This is a genomic window from Caulobacter ginsengisoli, assembly GCF_030814835.1.
GTDB classification, from domain to species: Bacteria; Pseudomonadota; Alphaproteobacteria; order Caulobacterales; family Caulobacteraceae; genus Caulobacter; species Caulobacter ginsengisoli.
Window position 1 is genome coordinate 1 of sequence record NZ_JAUSVS010000005.1, and the last position, 16,899, is coordinate 16,899.

Here is a 16,899-nt window from a genome sequence, read left to right on the forward strand (position 1 = left end):
GACCCAGCCCGCTTGCGGTCTCTTCGACCAGGGACCCAACGGCCTACGCCCGCCAACATCAGGCATCAGCCCAACACCATCTGCAATACACAGGGACCCAGGTGTTTTTCGTAGCGGACCTTCAGCCGCCCAGACCTGCCAGAATCGCCCTCAACAGCAAAAAGCCTGGGTCCCCGCTTTCGCGGGGATGAGCGGATTGAATAGGGACCTAGGCCTTTTCGAACTGGGCATGCCGCATCGCCACCACCTCGCCGATCGTGGCCACCGCCACCTCCCAGGGGGCCTTGCCGCCCAGGTCGAGGCCGATGGGGGCCCGCAGCTTTTCCAGCGCCCGCTCACTGATGCCGGCCGCGCGCAGCCGGGCCAGCCGCTCCGGTAGCCGGCGGCGCGCGCCCAACAGGCCGACATAGGGCGCCGGCGAGGGCAGGGCGGCCAGCAGGGCGGCGTGGTCGTTTTCCAGGTCGTGGCCGGCGATGGCGACGGCGCTCCAGGGATCGAGGGCGGTCAGGGCCTGGCCAGGTTCGGCGCGGCTGTAGGCCAGGCCCGGGATGGGCGGCGGGGTCTCGGGACCCAGCGGGCGGATCAGGGTGGTCTCGAACCCGGCCTGGACGCCCAGCGCGGCGATGGCCAGCGCGGTGGGATCGCCGCCGACCACGGCCAGCCGCCAGACCGGGTCGTGGCGGCGGGTCAGGGCGCCGGGCCAGGGCTTGGGCGCATCGCCGGCCGGGACGCAGAGGCGCTGCAGGCCGTCGGTGATCCAGACGGCGGGGCGGCGCTCTTCCTGCAGGGTGAACAGCATGGCGGCGGCGGGATCGTCGGGGGCGATGCGTTCGACCAGGATCTCGATGCGGGCCCCGCACAGCAGGCGGATGTCCGGCCAGGGGCTGCCCTCGCCATAGACCAGCCGCCGGGGCGCGCCGTCGGCCAGGACGGCCCGGGCGTGCAGGGCCACATCGCCCTCGACACAGCCGCCGGACATGAAGCCGGAAACCGTTCCGTCGGCGGCGAACACCATCTGGGTCCCCACCGGCCGGGGTCCGCCGTCGCCGAGCGCGGCGACGGTGGCCAGGACGGCGGCTCGGCCGCCCGCCAGCGCGGCGCGCAGGGCGGGTCGCTGATCGTCGCTGAGGCCATACATCGGCCAGTCGGGCAGGGGGGCGTCCATGCCGCCAACATTAACCTCAGCGAAACGGCTCTGATACCGCTTCCTTAAGTATCTGCGGCGCATGGTTGCTGGGACTTAACCCTAACGCCAAGGCCTCGTCATGGGGACGCCCGCCTTCATCGTCGAAAAGCCCCCGGCCCGCCGGCCGGTGCGGGTCCGCGCCCAGGGCTGCCGGCTGTGGGACAGCGAAGGGACGATCCGCATCGACTTCGACATGGCCGGCGGCGCGGTGCTGCTGGGCCATGCCCATCCCCGCGTTGAGGCCGCTGTCGCCAAGGCCGAGGTCCGCGAGGATCGCGTCGCCGGCGGGCTGAAAACCCTGATCCCCTGCGCCGAGGCGGTCCGCTTCTGCGCCGAAGAATCCCAGGCCCTGCCGGCCGCGCTGGACGGCGCCCGCAAGGCCACCGGCCGCCGCCGGGTGGCGGTCTGGCGCGCCGATGGCCCGTTCGGCGGCGTCGACGACCTGGCCGCCCTGGTGGTCGATCCGCTGGGGGCCGATCCGGCCGATCTCGCCTGCGCCCGCCGCACCGCCGACGCCGCCGGGGCGGTGCTGGTGTTCGACGAGGGCGCCTCCTCCTTCCGGGTCGATGCGCGCGGGGCCCAGGGCCTCAGCGGCGTGACCCCCGATCTCTGCGTGTTCGGCGCCGCCATCGCCAATGGCCGGCCGCTGGGCGCCATCGCCGGCCGGGCCGACCTGGTCCGGGCCCTGGACGCCGACGACCTGCCGGAGCCCCAGGCCGCCTCGCTGGCCGCCGCCGCCGCCACGCTGGACATCCTGGCCGCCCATCCCGCCGCGCCGCACCTGCGGGTGCTGGGGGCCGAGCTGCAGGCCGAGGTCGCCGCCCTGACCGAGCGGGCCGGGGCCGGGCGGCTGTTCGCCGTCGCCGGCGACCCCAGCCTGCCCACCCCCCTCTTCGCCGCCCCTGAACTCGAAGGCCTGTGGCTGCGCGAGATGGCCCAGCGTGGCCTGGTGGTGGTCGGAGCCCACGCCCTCAGCGCCGCCCATGACGAGCCCGAAATGGCCCGGCTGATCGACGCCTACGCCGCCCTGATCCCGGCCATGGCCGCCAAGGGCCTGCTCGAGGCGCTGCTGCGCCGCCCCGTTCCCAGCTTCCCCCGCGAGTTTTCCGCGGGCCCCCGTCCAGAAGGACAAGCATGACATCCCAGCTTAGCAAACTCGGCCTGGGCTCGGCCCAGTTCGGCCTCGACGGCAGCGCCAGCCCGCGCTCGCGTCCGCCGGAGGTCGAGGCGCGTGATATCCTGAGCCTCGCCGCCCGCGCCAATCTGGGCGTGCTGGACACCTCCGGCGTCTATGGCCGGGCCGAATCCCTGCTGGGCGACCTGCTGCCCCGGCCCGTGCCGTTCCGCGTCACCCTGGCCACCGCCCGCTGCGACCGCGGCCCCGACTTCATCGAGGCCGAGGCCCGGGCCAGCCTTAAGCGCCTGGCCATCGAGCGCGCCGACGCCATCATCGTCCCCTCGGCCGGCGACCTGCTGGGCCCGCACGGCCAGGGCCTGTGGACCCGCCTGCTGCAGATGAAGGACGCCGGCCTCTTCGCCCGCATCGGCGTGGCCGTGCATGCCTCGGATGACCCGGTGGGCGTCGCCAAACGTTTCAAGCCGGACCTGGTCCAGGCCCCCGGCTCGCTGCTCGACCAGCGGCTGCTGGCCGACGGCACCCTGGCGCGGCTGGCCGGCATGGGAGTCGAGGTGCAGCTGCGCTCGATCTTCCTCAATGGCCTGCTGTTCCTGCCGCCCGACCGCATTCCCGCGCCGCTGAAGGGCGCCTCGGGCCGGCTGTCGAAGGTCCGCCGGATGATCGCCGAGGGCCGCAGCGATCCGCTGCAGGCCGCGCTCGGTTTCGCCCTTTCGCGCCCCGAGGCCAGCGCCGTGCTGGTGGGCGTGACCTCCGCCGCCGAGCTGAACGCGGTGATCGCCGCCGCCGCCAGCCCGCCCCCTGACCTGGACTGGGATGACATGGCCATCGACGACCCGGTGGCCCTGGACCCCCATCGCTGGGCCGCCGCCTAAGGCCGAACGACCTGCCGCTCAGAAGGAGCGCCGACCATGACCGAGCAAGTTATCTGCATCATTCAGGCCCGCCTGGCCTCCCGCAAGCTGCCGGGCAAGCCGCTGGCCTCGCTGCGTGGTCAGCCGATGATCTGGCGCCAGCTGGAGCGGCTGCGCGCCGCCCGCTCGCTGGGCCGCATCGTGGTGGCCACCAGCCTGGAAGCCTCGGACGATCCGCTGGCCAGCTGGCTGGTCTCGCGCGGCCAGCCGGTGTTCCGGGGCGCCCCGACCGACCTGCTGGGCCGCTTCGCCCGCTGCGCCGCCGCCGCCGGGCCGGTCAGCCATATCGTGCGGATCAAGGGCAACGCGCCCTTCGTCGATCCGGGCCTGGTCGACCGCGCCGTCTGGCTGGCCCGGGACAGCGGCGCCGACTATGTCGCCAACCGCGAGCCGGCCAGCTTCCCCATCGGCCTGGAGGTCGAGGTGGTCACCGCCGCCGCCCTCAACGCCGCCGCCGAGGCCCCGCGCGACCCCATGGCCCGCACCTCGCCCACCGCCTTCATCCGTAGCCACCCCGACCAGTTCAGCTGGAAGAGCTTCGAGGCGGTGCGCGACCACTCGCGCCTGAACTGGCGGGTGAAGACCCACGCCGACCTGGCCTTCGCCCGCAGCGTCTACAACGCCCTGCACCCGGTCGATCCGCTGTTCGGCATGAACGACGTGCTCGACCTGATCGGCGGCCGCCAGGATCTGGCGCGGTTCAACGCGGCGGCCTGAGCACAACTCCCTCTCCATAAAGGGCAGGGCTATCGCATATGGAAGCGATGCCAGATCGCTCCTTTTTGAATCCTCCCCCGGAGGGGGAGGGGGACCATGCGAAGCATGGTGGAGGGGGTCCGATGCTACATCCAGGCGTCAGGATACGGCGCAGCCGATAAGGCGAGGATTTGCGGGCAGAAGTGGTTGTAGCTTCAACCCCCTCCACCACGCCTTCGGCGCGGTCCCCCTCCCCCTCCGGGTGAGGATTTGAAGAAAGCGGCCCATGCCGCGATTTCATATGCGATAGCCCTGCCATAAAGGGGAGGGAGTTCAAGCGCTAACCTCACCCCGGCAGGCGCGCCGCCAGCCGGGCCACCTGCAGTTCCAGCCGCTTGATCTCGCGGACGGTGACGTTGCGGTGCATCTCCATCCAGAACCACAGCTTGGTCATGCCCAGGCCCGACCAGGCCAGGACCACGACTCCCCCCCAGAGCAGCATCTGGCGGGGGTCGGGCGTCTGGGCGAACCGCCAGGCGGCATAGGCCCCGCCGGCGAACATCGCCACCCCGGCGACGCCGCCGACCAGGTTGAGCCAGCGGAACGGCCCGCCCAGGGCGCCGAACACCTGGGCCAGCAGCGGCTGCTCGCCGGCGAAGCTGTCCAGGGCCCGCTTGTCGTCGGCCGAGAGGGCCTGACGGATGGCGTCATCGATATCGGACATGACTAAGCTCCTTCCAATACTAGCTTGAGAGATTGCCTGGCGTGATGCAGGCGGGACTTGACCGTGCCGAGGGGGACCCCCGCCACGGCCGCGACCTCTTCAAGGCTGAGGTCCTCGCCGTAGAACAGACTGGCCACCAGCCGCTGGTCCGCCGGCAGGCGGGCCAGGGCGGCGGCGAAATCGAGCTTCAGGTCGCTGCCTGACGGCGCGGCCGGTGGCGGCTGGGCCGCGAGGCCGGCGGCCAGCCTGCGGCCGCGCGCGGCCTTGCGGATGTGGTCGACGCACTTGCGGGTGGCGATGGCGTAGAGCCAGGCCGGAAAGCGCGCCGGATCGTCGAGCCGGCCAAGACCCCGCAGGGCGCTGATCCAGGCGTCCTGGACCACGTCGGCCGCGGCGTCGGGGCTGTTCAGCGTGCGGCTGGCATGCCGCAGCAGCCGTGGCGTCCAGCGGCCGACCAGCTGGCCCATCGCCGCGCGAGAGCCGGCGCGGCATTGCAGCACCAGATACTCATCGAGCACATGCTCCAGGTCGCGGTTCATCGCCCCACCCATCGGGTTTCAGACCGATAGTCGCCCCAGCGGCGGAAAAGGTTCGCGGAAATCGACAGGCCGCCGGTTTTGGTTGGCCGGGGGGTCCGGCGGGCGCATGAAGGGGCGGCTGGAGCGCGAAGACGATGGCGTGGTTGGGGGAGCCCTGGCTGCTGGTCGGCCTGGGATTTGGGCTGCTGATCTTCGGGGGCGAGGCCCTGGTGCGCGGGGCGGTGACCACCGCCCGGGGGCTTGGCGTGTCCTCGCTGCTGATCGGCCTGACCATTGTCGGGTTCGGCACCTCCACGCCCGAGCTGCTGACCAGCGTCACCGCCGCCCTGGCCGGATCGCCCGGCCTGGCGGTCGGCAATATCGTCGGCTCCAACATCGCCAACCTGCTGCTGGTGGTCGGGTTGGCGGCGCTGCTGCGGCCGATGGCGGTGGAGCCCCGGGGCTTCCTGCGCGACGGCCTGGTCCTGCTGGCGGTGACCGGCGCGGCCATCGTCTTCCTGCTGCGGGGCCATATCGACGGGCGGATCGGACTCTGGTTCCTGGGCGCCCTGGCCCTCTATGTGCTGGTCAGCTTCCTGCAGGAGCGGGGCCGCGCCGCCCAGTCCGACACCGCCCCCATGCCGGTGCGTCGGGGGTCCATCCCCAGGGCCCTGCTGCTGACCCTGGTCGGCATCGCCATCACCGTGCTGGGCGCCAAGCTGCTGGTCGACGGGGCCCTGGTGCTGGCCCGGCAGGCCGGCGTCTCGGAGACCCTGCTGGGCCTGACCCTGGTGGCGGTCGGCACTTCTCTGCCGGAACTGGTGACCACGGTGCTGGCGGCGGTCCGCCGGCAGTCCGAGGTGGCGCTGGGCAACGCCATGGGGTCCAACATCTATAATGTCCTGGGCATACTGGGCGTCACCGCCCTGGTCCGGCCCATCGACGCCCCGGCCGATCTGGGCTGGGTCGACCTGGGCGTCATGGCCGCTTCGGCGCTGCTGCTGGTGCTGACGGGTCTCAACCGAGGGCGTCTGGGGCGGCTGTTCGGCCTCTTCATGCTGGCCGGCTACGGGGGCTACATCGCCTGGCTGGCCTGGCGAGCCGGAGCCTTCTGAAACGGACGTCCCGCCCGACCTGGCGGGGCGCCAATCGGTCAAGGTTTTGACATTCCGCCGCTCCAGCCTAGCTAGACTAGTCGTCCAGCCGGGGAGCCTTGGCGCATGAAATTCCTGCGATCCGCGGTCGTCGCCGCCTGTCTTTTCCTGACCCTTGGCGCGGCCGCCCCGCCTGTGGAGGACCCGGAGGGGACTCTGGTCGAGGCGCTGGTCGTCGCGCCGCGAACGCCCGGGCCGGCTTGGTGGAAGGTCAGTGACGGCGATACGACCGTCTGGATCCTGGCCATGCCCGAGGGCGGGCTGCCGCCGGGGGTCGCGTGGGATCAGTCGGTGGTCGCGCGGCGGCTCAAGGGCGCCAACAGCCTGATCCAGGGCGCCTCGATGACCGCCGGGGTCCGCGATATCCCCGCCCTGCTCAAGCTGCGGGGCCAACTCCGGTCAAAGACCCCGCTCGAGGCCAGCCTGCCGCCCGCCCTGCGCGACCGCTTCGTCGCCGACCGGACCCGGCTGGGCAAGCCGGCCAAGCGCTACGCTGAATGGAGCCCGCTGGCGGCGGGGCTGATGCTGATGGGCGACAGCCGGGCCAAGGGCCGCTGGGGCCATCCCGACAACGATGTCCGCCGCCTGGCGAAGAAGGCCAAGGTCCCGCTTCGCAGCGGCGCCCGCTATGACGCCGTGCCCTTCCTGCGCAAGGCCCTGGCCGGCCTGACGCCCGCCATCCAGCAGCAATGCCTCGAGAGCGCTCTGGACGACATCGACGACGCAGGCCGGGTGCGTCCGGCCGCCCAGGGCTGGGCCCGGGGCGATGTGCGGTCCGCCCTGAGCGGACCCCGAGCCTTCGAGCGCTGCGTGCTGCTGCTGTCCGGCGGCGGCGACATCTGGCGGCGCGCCTCACGGGACCAGACGCAGGACATCGCCGAGGCCCTGAAGAAGCCCGGCCATTCGGTGGCCCTGGTCGGCCTGCGCCGGCTGCTGGCCCAGGACGGCGTGCTGGCGCAGCTGCGGGCGCGGGGCTTGACCGTCACGGGACCGGGCGACGCGGCCCCGTGACGGCCCGGCGCGACTAGCGCTTCAGGCGGACGCCCACATAGACGGCCCGGCCGGTTTCGCCGTAGCCCAGCGATTCCGAATAGGTCTCGTCGGTCAGGTTCTCGATGCGGCCGGTGATCTCGACCTGGTCATTGAGCTTCCAGCCGGCCGAGAGGTCGGCGACCGTGAAGCCGTCGCGCGTCGCCGGGCTGAAGGTCGAGGGGTCGGAATCGGCCTGCTCGCCCTCGGCCCGCACGGTCAGAGCGCCGCTGAGCCGATCGCCCGTCCACCACAGCGCCACCGAGCCTGACTGGGCCGGAACCCGCAGCAGTTCCGCTCCCGTGGCGCGGTCGACCGCGTCGGTGAACGCATAGGCGACCTTGATGCTCAGCTGGTCGGTGACCTCGGCCTCCGCCTCGGCCTCGACCCCGGTGGTCAGGGTGCGGTCGATGTTCACGTAGCGGCCGACACCATAGCTGATCTGGTCCTTGACCTCGAGCCGGTAGCCGGTGACCCGCACGAAATAGCGATCGTCGGCCGAGCGCCAGTGCAGCGAGGCGTCCCAGCCCTGGGCGGTCTCGGGCTTGAGGCCGGTCGAGGGGCCGGCCGGGAAGCAGAAGTCGCAGACCGTCTGGCTGATGGTCGGGGTCTTGAAGCCCTGGCCGAACGAGGCGGCGGCGGTGAAGCCGGCCGGCAGTCTGGCCGTGGCGCCGATGCGGGCGGTGGCCTTGCCCGAGAATTTGTCGGGGTCGTCATAGCGCAGGCTGGCGGTGACGCTGACCGCGTCGACGGGGCTGAACCGGGCCATGGCGAAGACCGAGGTCGCCCCCAGGTCCGAGGTCGCGCCGGTGCTGATCGAGGCCTCGGTATCGTCGCGCTCGATCCCCAGCAGGAAGGCGAAGGGATCGCTGGCCCCGCCGCGCCCGCCCGTCCAGCGCCAGGTGGCGCGCCGGGCGTCGTAGCTGGAGGGGAAGGCCGAGATGCTGTCGCGGGTCAGGTCGTAGAGCGAGACGCTGAGCGACTGGTCCAGCCCCAGGAACTGGTCGGCGCGGACGCGGGCGAAGCCGGTCCAGGAGCGGTTTTTGGAGCGGTCGGTGGTGTCGCCGAAGGTGAAGAAGGCGTCGTAGCCGTCAACGTCGGCGTCGGCTTCATTGTAGCGCACCTGGCCGTCGAGCCGGACGGTGTCGGTCAGGTCGATGCGGGCCCTGACGCCTGCGGTCCAGCTTTTGAAGCCGTCGTCCTCGGTCCCGTTGGCGGCCTTGGAGACGCCGTCGGTGCGGTAGGCCGAGACCGAGGCGCTGATGGCGCTGGCGGCATTGACCTGGCCAATGGCGGCCGAGCCGTGGACCGTGCTGTAGGAACCGCCTTCCAGGCTGGCGCGCAGGCCGTCCAGGTCGCGGGTGGTGAAGCTGACCACCCCGCCGATGGCGTCCGAGCCCCAGATGGAACCCTGCGGGCCGGACAGGATCTCGACCTGGCTGACATCGTCCAGGTCGAGGCTGGAGAAGTCGTAACCGCCGTTGGGGCTGGAGGCGTCGTTCTGGACGACCCCGTCGATCAGCACCAGGGTCTTGTCCGAGGCGGCGCCCCGCAGCTTGACGCTGGTGAACCCGCCGAACCCGCCGTTGCGGCTGAGCGACAGGCCGGGGACGGTGGTCAGGATGTCGGCGGCGAACACCGCCTGGCGGCGGTCGATCTCGTCCCGGGTGATCACCCGGGCGTCGGGGGTCTGGTCCAGGGTGGACGGCAGGCGTTCGGCGGTGACGATGACTTCGCTGACGTCGGTGTCGGCGAAGGCGGCGGCGGGCGCCAGGACAAGGGCGGTGGTCAATAGCAGGCGCTTCATGGCGCAGGCTCCAGTAAAGGGCCCGCGCGGCGCCGCGAGGCTGGGGTTCAAAGCGACATGACCCTGGCGCGCCGGCCAGGGTGTCGCTTCGACGAAAGGCAACAGATACGCCCCTCTCGCGCCGATGGCCTGAACCCGGACCCCGGTCGAACGACGTCGGCGGCAGGTCTCCTGGCTCACGGGTCAACAGACAGCGCTCTCGCCTTCCCGGATCGCTCCAGTGGCGCCGCCCCAAGGTGGAGCGGAACGAGCGCGGCCCTCGCCGCTGACAGTTGCGGGCACAGCCGGGGTTTCACACCCCGTTCCCTCTTGGCCCCTCAAAGGGGACCGCCTGGGCGGAGTTATGATGCGTCGCAGCATCGACGGCAAGGCCCGACGCCGGTGCGGCAATTTCCCCGATGCATCCGCCGGCGGTTTGCGCCAAGAAGGGCGTCGGGGGGAGTGTCTATGTCGGAAAATCCGGAAAATCAGACCTGGGAGGGCGCGCGGCATCTCCACACGCCCCGGCGCAAACCCAAGCGCAATGGCCCTGTCCTCAGCGGTGTCGTGCTCGCCTTCATAGCGCTGGGCGTCGTGCGCTGTGCGCTGCAGAGCAGTATGGAGATTCGGTCCTCATCCCCGCCCGAACGCATCTCGGAGACGTTCGATAAGGACATGACCACCCAGGCCCTGGCGCCCTGGCGTGACGAGATACTGCGGGATTTCCCGCCCCTCTACGTCGAGATGCGGCGAACCTTCATCATGCGTATCCAGTCCGGCGACGCCAGGCCCGAGGCGATGCGGGCGGCGATCAAGACGGCCAGCGACTTCGGCCGGGCGCATATCGGTGCTGTCCCTCAGGCCTCGGAGAGGGCGCTCGCAGCGCTGGTCGCGCAGAATGCGGCGTCGATGAAGACCTTCGGCTCGGCCGGCGAGGAGGCCTGCGCCCACTTCGTGGTGACCGGCGGCGCCAAGGGCAGCGCGACCGACCTGCTGCTGGCTGTGACCCGGCGCAATGCGGCCATGTTTCACGCTATCCACGATGGTGAAACCGCGCCGGTCAAGCGGGCGGCGCTGACCGCCAGCGAACTGGCGACCTTCCGGTCGGCGCTGGCCAGCCGGGGACTGGCCCCGAACCTGATCCAAACGGTGTTCGAGGGCGGGCTGGAGCAGCTGTCGGCCGCCGACCAGTGCAAGACCGGGACGGTGGCCTACGGTGTGCTGGCCGGCATGCCCGCCGCGACGGCAGCGAAAATCACCGCGGCGCTCACCGCCAGCGGCGGCTAGAGATCAGCCCCACACCCCGTAAGGATCGATGCTCGGCTTGCCCAGCGCCTCGGCCACGGCCGGGTGGGTCAGCTGGCCCTTGAGGACGTTCAGCCCCTTGGCCAGGTGCGGGTCGCGCTTGAGGGCGTCCAGGCCGTGGTCGGCGAGGGCCAGGCCGAAGGGCAGGGTGGCGTTGCCAAGCGCGTCGGAGCTGGTGCGCGGGGCGGCGCCGGGCATGTTGGCCACGCAGTAGTGGACGACCCCATCGACCGTGTAGGTCGGCTCGGCGTGGGTGGTGGGGTGGCTGGTCTCGAAACAGCCGCCCTGGTCGATGGAGACGTCGACCAGCACGCTGCCGGGCTTCATGCGCGACAGGTGCTCGCGCTTGACCAGCTTGGGGGCGGCGGCGCCGGCGGTCAGCACCGCGCCGATGACCACGTCGGCCTTGAGGATCTCGTCCTCGATGGCGTCCAGGGTCGAATAGCGGGTCAGCACCCGGCCCATGAAGATGTCGTCCAGCTCGCGCATGCGGGGCAGCGAGCGTTCGAGGACGACGACCTCGGCGTTGAGGCCCATGGCCATGCGGGCGGCGTTCATGCCGACCACCCCGCCGCCCAGCACGGCCACGCGGGCGGGCATCACGCCCGGCACGCCGCAGAGCAGCAGGCCCATGCCGCCATTGTGCTTGAGCAGGGTCTCGGCGGCCGAGAAGACGGCGATGCGGCCGGCCACTTCGCTCATCGGGGCCAGCAGCGGCAGGCCGCCCTTGGCGTCGGTGACAGTCTCATAGGCGATGGCGGCGCAGCCGCTCTTCAGCAGGCCTTCGGTCTGGGCAGGGTCGGGGGCCAGGTGCAGGTAGGTGAACAGGATGTGGCGCTCGGTGAGGCGCTCCCACTCGACCTTCTGGGGTTCCTTGACCTTCACGATCATCTCGGCGCCGGCGAAAACCGCGTCCGCGTCGGGGGCGATCTGGGCCCCGGCCTTGCGGTAGGCCTCGTCGGCATAGCCCGCGCCCTGGCCGGCGCCCGCCTGTACCAGCACATTATGGCCACGGGCCACATATTCCCGCACGGCGGTGGGGGTCAGGCCGACCCGATGTTCGCCCGGCTTGATCTCGGAAGGAACCCCGACGCGCATGACCGTTCTCCAATTGGCTTGGTTGGCGGCGCAAGTGACCCCGAAATGCCGCTGGGTCAAGCACGATATTGCGCGAACCGCACCACCCGTTCTGGGGATGCTCCGCACATGCGCGCCGATTGACCAGCCCCCAGGGTTAAGATCACATCGTTCCCTGGACGATCACCCCCGGTGGAGACTTTTTCATGGCCCCGAGCGACGAAACCCCGCCGCCTGAGTCTCCCAACGAACCCGAAGCCCCGCTGTCGATGGAGGCCAAGCCGGCCGCCAGCTGGCGCGACCGGATTCCCGCCTGGGTTCCCAGGAACGCCGAGTTCCTCAAGGCGCCGGGCGTGGCCCTGGCCATCGGGGCGCTGGTCGTAGGGTTCGGCGGCGGCTTCGTTACCGCCAAGGGGCTGGGCATGATCGGCTCGGGCTCGGCGGCCTTGAGCAACGGCCAGACGCCGGGCGCCTCGATCTGGTCGATGTTCGGCAAGCCGCGCTCGGCCAGCGCCCCGCGCCGGGGCATCCCGCGGCCGGAAGGCTTCAAGGTCTGGCAGACCCGGCTGGATACGTCCAGGGCCGCGCCGCTCGCCTGTATCCAGATGAGCAAGCCGCTCGATCCGACCAAGTCCTATGCCGACTATGTGCTGGTTTCGCCCGACCTCGGCGGCCAGCCGGCCGTCAGTGTCAGGAACGACGAACTGTGCCTGGGCGGGCTGGGGCTGGTGGACCGCCGGGTGACTCTGCTGAAGGGCCTGCCGGGGGCCGGCGGGCTGACCCTGGCCGAGAACGCCGATGTCGACTTCACCTTTGGCGAAAAGCCCCCGTACGTCGGCTTCGCCGGCGACGGCGTCATCCTGCCCCGCGACGAGGCCGATGGCGTCGGCCTGGAAACCGTCAATGTCAGCCGGCTGAACATCGAGGTCTGGCGCGTCTCGGACCGCAACCTGGTCCGCAAGTCGATCAGCGCCCCGGAAGCCACCGGCGAGGGCGAATGGCCCAGCGACTATGGCGACGACAGCCCCGACAGCGAGGGCGTCATCGTCTGGAAGGGCCAGATCGCGGTCAAGGGCGGCGCGGGCGGCGAGCGGGTCACCACCGTCTTCCCGCTGGGCGCGGTGCTCAAGGAGATGAAGCCGGGCGGCTATGTGATCAAGGCGCGCGACGCCTCCAATTCCAAGGACCCCAACGCCAAGGACGATGACGAGGACGAAAGCGGCGAGGGCACCCAACCGGCTCAGGCCCGCCGCTGGATCATGTTCACCGACATGGCCCTGATCGGCTACAACGGCGCCGACGCCATGGACGTGGTCGTCCGCTCGCTGAAGAGCGCCAAGACCCTGGGCGGCCTGCGCGTCGCCCTGGTCGCCGCCAATGGCGAGGACATCGCCACCGCCACCACCGACGGCTCTGGCCGGGTGCGTTTCCTGCACCCGCTCATGGAGGGCGAGGGGGCGATGAAGCCCAAGATGGTCATGGCCTATGGACCCCAGGGCGACCTGGCGGTGCTGGACCTGGACCGCTCGCCCGTCGACCTCAGCAACCAGGGCGTCGGCGGCCGCAATGGGCCGGAAGGCGACGACGCCACGACCGCCGGCCGCATCCCGGGCAGCGAGATCGACGGCTTCATGTATGCCGACCGCGGCATCTATCGCCCCGGCGAGACGGTCCACCTGGCCGCCCTGGTCCGCGACCTGCAGTCCAAGGCGATCAAGGACCGCAAGGGCGAGATCATCGTGCGCCGGCCCTCCGGCGTGGAGTTCAAGCGCTACGCCTTCACCGGCGCCCCCGACGGGGCCCTGACCTACGACATCGTCCTGCCCAAGAGCGCCCCGCGCGGGCGCTGGACCGCGACCCTGCAGATCGAAGGCCTGGACCAGGCGTCGGGCGACATGTCGTTCTCGGTCGAGGACTTTGCCCCGCAACGGCTGGCGGTCGACACCGACGGCGGCAAGGCGCCGGTGGCGGCGGGCGAGACCCGGCCGGTCAAGGTGACCGCCCGCTTCCTCTATGGCGCGGCGGGCGCGGGCCTGCAGACCCAGGGCGAGGCCCGGCTGTCGGCCGACCCCAACCCCTTCCCGGCCTACAAGGACTATGAGTGGGGCAACCAGAAGGACGGCTTCGACGAGAAGATGCTGGACCTGGGCTCGACCGTCACCGACGGGGCGGGCGTGGCGCTGCTCAATGTCTCCTCCGAGGAGGCGGGCGACACCGCCATCCCGCTGAAGGCGGTCATCACCGCCTCGGTGTTCGAGCCGGGCGGCCGGCCGGTGCGCGAGAGCGTCTTCCTGAAGGTCCGCACCAAGCCGACCTATCTGGGGGTCAAGATCGAGCAGGGCGAGGGCGACACCCCGCCGGTGGCGATCGACGTCATCGCCGTCAACGGTCAGGGCGCGCGCATCGCCGCCGGGGCGACCTACAGCCTGATCGCCGAGAACTGGGACTATGACTGGTTCCAGCAGGACGGCCGCTGGCAGTGGCGGCGGACCAGCCGCGACGTGGTCGTCCAGAAGGGCGCCCTGGCCATCGGGGCCGGCAAGAGCGCCCGCATCACCCGCCGCCTGGGCTGGGGCGACTATCGGCTCGAGGTCGAGACGCCGGACGGGGCCAAGACCCTGATCCGCTTCGCCGCCGGCTGGGGCGCGCCCGCCAAGGACGCCGAGGCCCCCGACATGGTGCGGGTCAGCGCCGGAACCGGGACCCACGCCCAGGGCGACACCATCGATATCGCGGTGAAAGCCCCCTATGGCGGCGAGGCCCAGGTGGCCGTGGCCACCGACCGGCTGGTCGAGTTCAAGACCTTCACCGTTCCCGCCGGCGGCGGCACGGTGAAGCTGAAGACCTCGCCGGCCTGGGGCGGCGGCGCCTATGTGATGGTCTCGGTCATCCAGCCGCGCGACCCGGTAGCGACGCCCAAGCCGCGCCGGGCGCTCGGCCTGATCTATGTGCCGCTGGATCCGAAGGGCCGTAAGCTGACGGTCGATATCGGCACGCCCGCCAAACAGGACGCCAAGGCGCTGGTCGAGGTGCCGATCAAGGTCAATGGCCTCGGCGTGGGCCAGTCGGCGCGGGTCACCGTGGCGGCGGTCGACGAGGGGATTCTGCGGCTGACCAAGCAGGACAGCCCCGATCCGGCCAAATGGTATTTCGGCAAGCGGGCCCTGACCGTCGACTATCGCGACGACTACGGCCGCCTGCTCGACCCCAACCTCGGGGCCCCCGGCGCCGTCAATTTCGGCGGCGACCAGCTGGGCGGCGAGGGGCTGACGGTGGTGCCGATCAAGTCGGTCGCCCTGTGGTCGGGCGTCGTCAAGACCGGCCTCGATGGCCGGGCCAGGGTCAAGCTGCCGGCCGCCGACTTCAATGGCGAGCTGCGGATCATGGCCGTGGCCTGGACCGACGAGGCCGTCGGCTCGGGCTCCAAGGCGATGACCGTCCGCGAGGACGTGGTGGCGGACCTGAACCTGCCGCGCTTCCTCTCGCCCGGCGACAAGCCGGTGGCGACGCTGGAACTGCATAACGTCGACGGCAAGGCCGGCGGCTACACGGTCGAGACCCGCTCGTCGGGCGGGGTGGTGATGGCGCTGAAGAAGCTGTTCACCCTGGCGCTGGGCCAGCGGATCGCCGAGCACATCCCCTTCCTGGCGCCCAACCGCACCGGGATCGGCAGCGTCGGCTTCACGGTCAACGGGCCTGGCTTCACCACGGCCAAGGACTATCCGATCCAGACCCGGCTGGGCTGGGGCGCCCTGGTGCGCACCACCACCGCCTTCCAGCAGCCCGGCGAGGCCTGGACCCCCAGTCCCGACCTGCTGTCGGGCCTGGCGGCGGGCGACGTGTCGCTGCAGGTCAGCTACTCGCCGTTCAAGGGCTTCGACCCGGCGCCCATCGCCCTGGCCCTGTCGCGTTATCCCTATGGCTGCACGGAACAGACGGTCTCGGCCGCCTATCCGCTGCTCTATGCCGACCAGCTGGCGACGCCCGATCCGAAGAAGCGCGCCGCTTCGAAGGGCCTGAACGACGCGGTCGGGCGGCTGCTGGACCGTCAGTCGGCGGACGGGGCCTTCGGGCTCTGGCGGGTCGGCGACGGCGAGGCGGACGGGTGGCTCGGCGCCTACGCCACCGACTTCCTCTGGGAGGCCAAGCAGCAGGGGGCGGCAGTGCCGGACTCGGCCATGAACAAGGCCCTGGACGCCATGCGCCAGATCAGCCGGCCGGAAGGCTGGGCCTCGGTCTCCTACCGCCTGAGCTATCCCGACTGGTGGGGCCGCAACGCCGACGAAAGCAAGGCGGCGACCGAACGGATGCGCTCACGCGCTTCGGCCTACGCCCTCTATGTGCTGGCCAAGTCCGGCCGGGGCGATCTGGCCCGCCTGCGCTGGTGGCATGACGTGCAGATGAAGAAGGACAACTCGCCGATCGCCAGGGCCCAGGTGGCCGCGGGGCTGGCGATGATGGGCGACCGCAGCCGGGCCCGCTCGGCCCTCCAGGCGGCGGTGACGTCGATGGGCCATCGCGACGAGGCTGACTGGTACCAGAGCCCGCTCAGGGACCTGGCGGCGGTCATCGCCTACAGCTACGAGGCCGGCGAAACCGGCATCGGCCGCAGCCTGCAGGGGCGGCTCGAAGGGGTGGTGAAAGACCCCGACGCGCTGAACACGCAGGAACAGGCCCGCCTGCTCCAGGCCGCCTTCCGCATGCTGAAGGCCGCCGGCCCGATCCAGGTCTCGGCGACCGGCGCCTTCCCGCAGCAGGCCGCCGTCGGCGCGCCGCGCTGGCTGGTGGGCAAGCTGGCCGATGCGAGGTTCGTCAACAACGGACGCGGCGGTCTCTGGCGGACGGTGACGGTGCGGGGCACGCCGCTCTATGCGCCGGACGCTTCGGCCAGCGGGGTCTCGGTGTCCAAGCAGCTGTTCACCTTCACTGGTGGATCGGTCGATCCCTCGGCGATCCGGCAGGGCGATCGGGTGATCATCCGCATCTCCGGCCGCTCGGAACAGGGGCGGACCATCCCGATGGTCATCGACGACGCCCTGCCGGCCGGGTTCGAGATCGAGACGGTGCTCAGCTCCGACGACACCGTGAACGGACCGTTCAAGTTCCTGGGCGAGCTGAGCGGCGCCGACGTGGCCGAGGCCAGGGACGACCGCTTCATCGCGGCCATGGACCTGGGCGGCAACCAGTCCTTCGCCATGGCCTATGTGGCGCGGGCGGTGACCCCGGGCGACTTCTTCTTCCCGGCCCCGGAGGTGCGCGACATGTATAAGCCGACGGTGAATGGGCGCGGGACGTCGGGACGACTGGTGATCGCGGCGGGAGGATGACAGCGGCGAAGCGTTCCTTCTCCCCTTGCGGGAGAAGGTGGCCTCCGA

12 protein-coding genes and 1 riboswitch are annotated in these 16,899 nt (G+C 71.1%); of the genes, 7 read left to right on the plus strand and 5 right to left on the minus strand.

Annotated features, from left to right (window positions below; genetic code table 11):
• Positions 1-208: 208 nt before the first annotated feature.
• Positions 209-1,165: an XdhC family protein gene (locus QO010_RS13220; protein ID WP_307349838.1), complete on the minus strand. Its 957-nt coding sequence runs from the start codon at positions 1,163-1,165 to the stop codon at positions 209-211.
• Positions 1,166-1,265: 100 nt separating this feature from the next.
• Between QO010_RS13220 and QO010_RS13225 the strand changes: the two genes are divergently transcribed.
• From QO010_RS13225 to QO010_RS13235, 3 genes are read left to right on the plus strand one after another with little or no spacing between them, the layout of a single operon-like run.
• Positions 1,266-2,324, plus strand: coding sequence for a PLP-dependent aminotransferase family protein (locus tag QO010_RS13225; RefSeq protein ID WP_307349840.1), 1,059 nt, complete (start codon positions 1,266-1,268; stop codon positions 2,322-2,324).
• Complete coding sequence (locus QO010_RS13230; protein WP_307349841.1) at positions 2,321-3,196, plus strand: bifunctional regulator KidO; 876 nt, start codon at positions 2,321-2,323, stop codon at positions 3,194-3,196. Before QO010_RS13225 ends, QO010_RS13230 begins: the two co-directional genes overlap by 4 nt.
• A gap of 36 nt (positions 3,197-3,232) precedes the next feature.
• Positions 3,233-3,952: a cytidylyltransferase domain-containing protein gene (locus QO010_RS13235; RefSeq protein WP_307349843.1), complete on the plus strand. Its 720-nt coding sequence runs from the start codon at positions 3,233-3,235 to the stop codon at positions 3,950-3,952.
• A gap of 325 nt (positions 3,953-4,277) precedes the next feature.
• Here the strand turns inward: QO010_RS13235 and QO010_RS13240 are convergent, their stop codons facing one another.
• Together QO010_RS13240 and QO010_RS13245 are read right to left on the minus strand one after the other, a co-directional pair.
• Positions 4,278-4,655 (minus strand): DUF6768 family protein, encoded by a 378-nt coding sequence (locus QO010_RS13240; RefSeq protein ID WP_307349845.1) that lies wholly within the window; start codon positions 4,653-4,655, stop codon positions 4,278-4,280.
• A 2-nt stretch (positions 4,656-4,657) separates the two neighbouring features.
• Entirely contained in the window at positions 4,658-5,194 is a 537-nt protein-coding gene (locus tag QO010_RS13245) for an RNA polymerase sigma factor (protein ID WP_307349847.1), read from the minus strand.
• A 134-nt stretch (positions 5,195-5,328) separates the two neighbouring features.
• Here QO010_RS13245 and QO010_RS13250 point away from each other — a divergent pair, with 134 nt between their 5' ends.
• Together QO010_RS13250 and QO010_RS13255 are read left to right on the plus strand one after the other, a co-directional pair.
• The gene (locus QO010_RS13250; RefSeq protein ID WP_307349848.1) at positions 5,329-6,288 is read left to right on the plus strand and encodes a calcium/sodium antiporter; all 960 of its coding nucleotides are present in this window, start codon (positions 5,329-5,331) and stop codon (positions 6,286-6,288) included.
• Positions 6,289-6,393: 105 nt separating this feature from the next.
• Complete coding sequence (locus QO010_RS13255) at positions 6,394-7,338, plus strand: TraB/GumN family protein (RefSeq protein WP_307349849.1); 945 nt, start codon at positions 6,394-6,396, stop codon at positions 7,336-7,338.
• Between the two features lie 13 nt (positions 7,339-7,351).
• Here the strand turns inward: QO010_RS13255 and QO010_RS13260 are convergent, their stop codons facing one another.
• Positions 7,352-9,163, minus strand: a complete 1,812-nt coding sequence (locus QO010_RS13260; RefSeq protein WP_307349850.1) for a TonB-dependent receptor plug domain-containing protein — start codon at positions 9,161-9,163, stop codon at positions 7,352-7,354.
• 144 nt (positions 9,164-9,307) lie between these two features.
• A riboswitch (cobalamin riboswitch) is annotated at positions 9,308-9,510 on the minus strand.
• A 100-nt stretch (positions 9,511-9,610) separates the two neighbouring features.
• On the opposite strand from QO010_RS13260, the gene QO010_RS13265 reads away from it, so the two are divergent.
• Positions 9,611-10,429 carry a hypothetical protein gene (locus QO010_RS13265; protein WP_307349851.1) on the plus strand — a complete coding sequence of 273 codons (819 nt, stop codon included), beginning with the start codon at positions 9,611-9,613 and terminating at the stop codon, positions 10,427-10,429.
• A 3-nt stretch (positions 10,430-10,432) separates the two neighbouring features.
• Here QO010_RS13265 and ald read toward each other — a convergent pair whose 3' ends face one another.
• Positions 10,433-11,545: an alanine dehydrogenase gene (gene ald / locus QO010_RS13270; RefSeq protein ID WP_307349853.1), complete on the minus strand. Its 1,113-nt coding sequence runs from the start codon at positions 11,543-11,545 to the stop codon at positions 10,433-10,435.
• Positions 11,546-11,730: 185 nt separating this feature from the next.
• On the opposite strand from ald, the gene QO010_RS13275 reads away from it, so the two are divergent.
• A complete protein-coding gene (locus QO010_RS13275) occupies positions 11,731-16,851 on the plus strand; it encodes an alpha-2-macroglobulin family protein (RefSeq protein ID WP_307349855.1) in 5,121 nt (1,706 codons plus the stop codon).
• Positions 16,852-16,899: the final 48 nt, after the last annotated feature.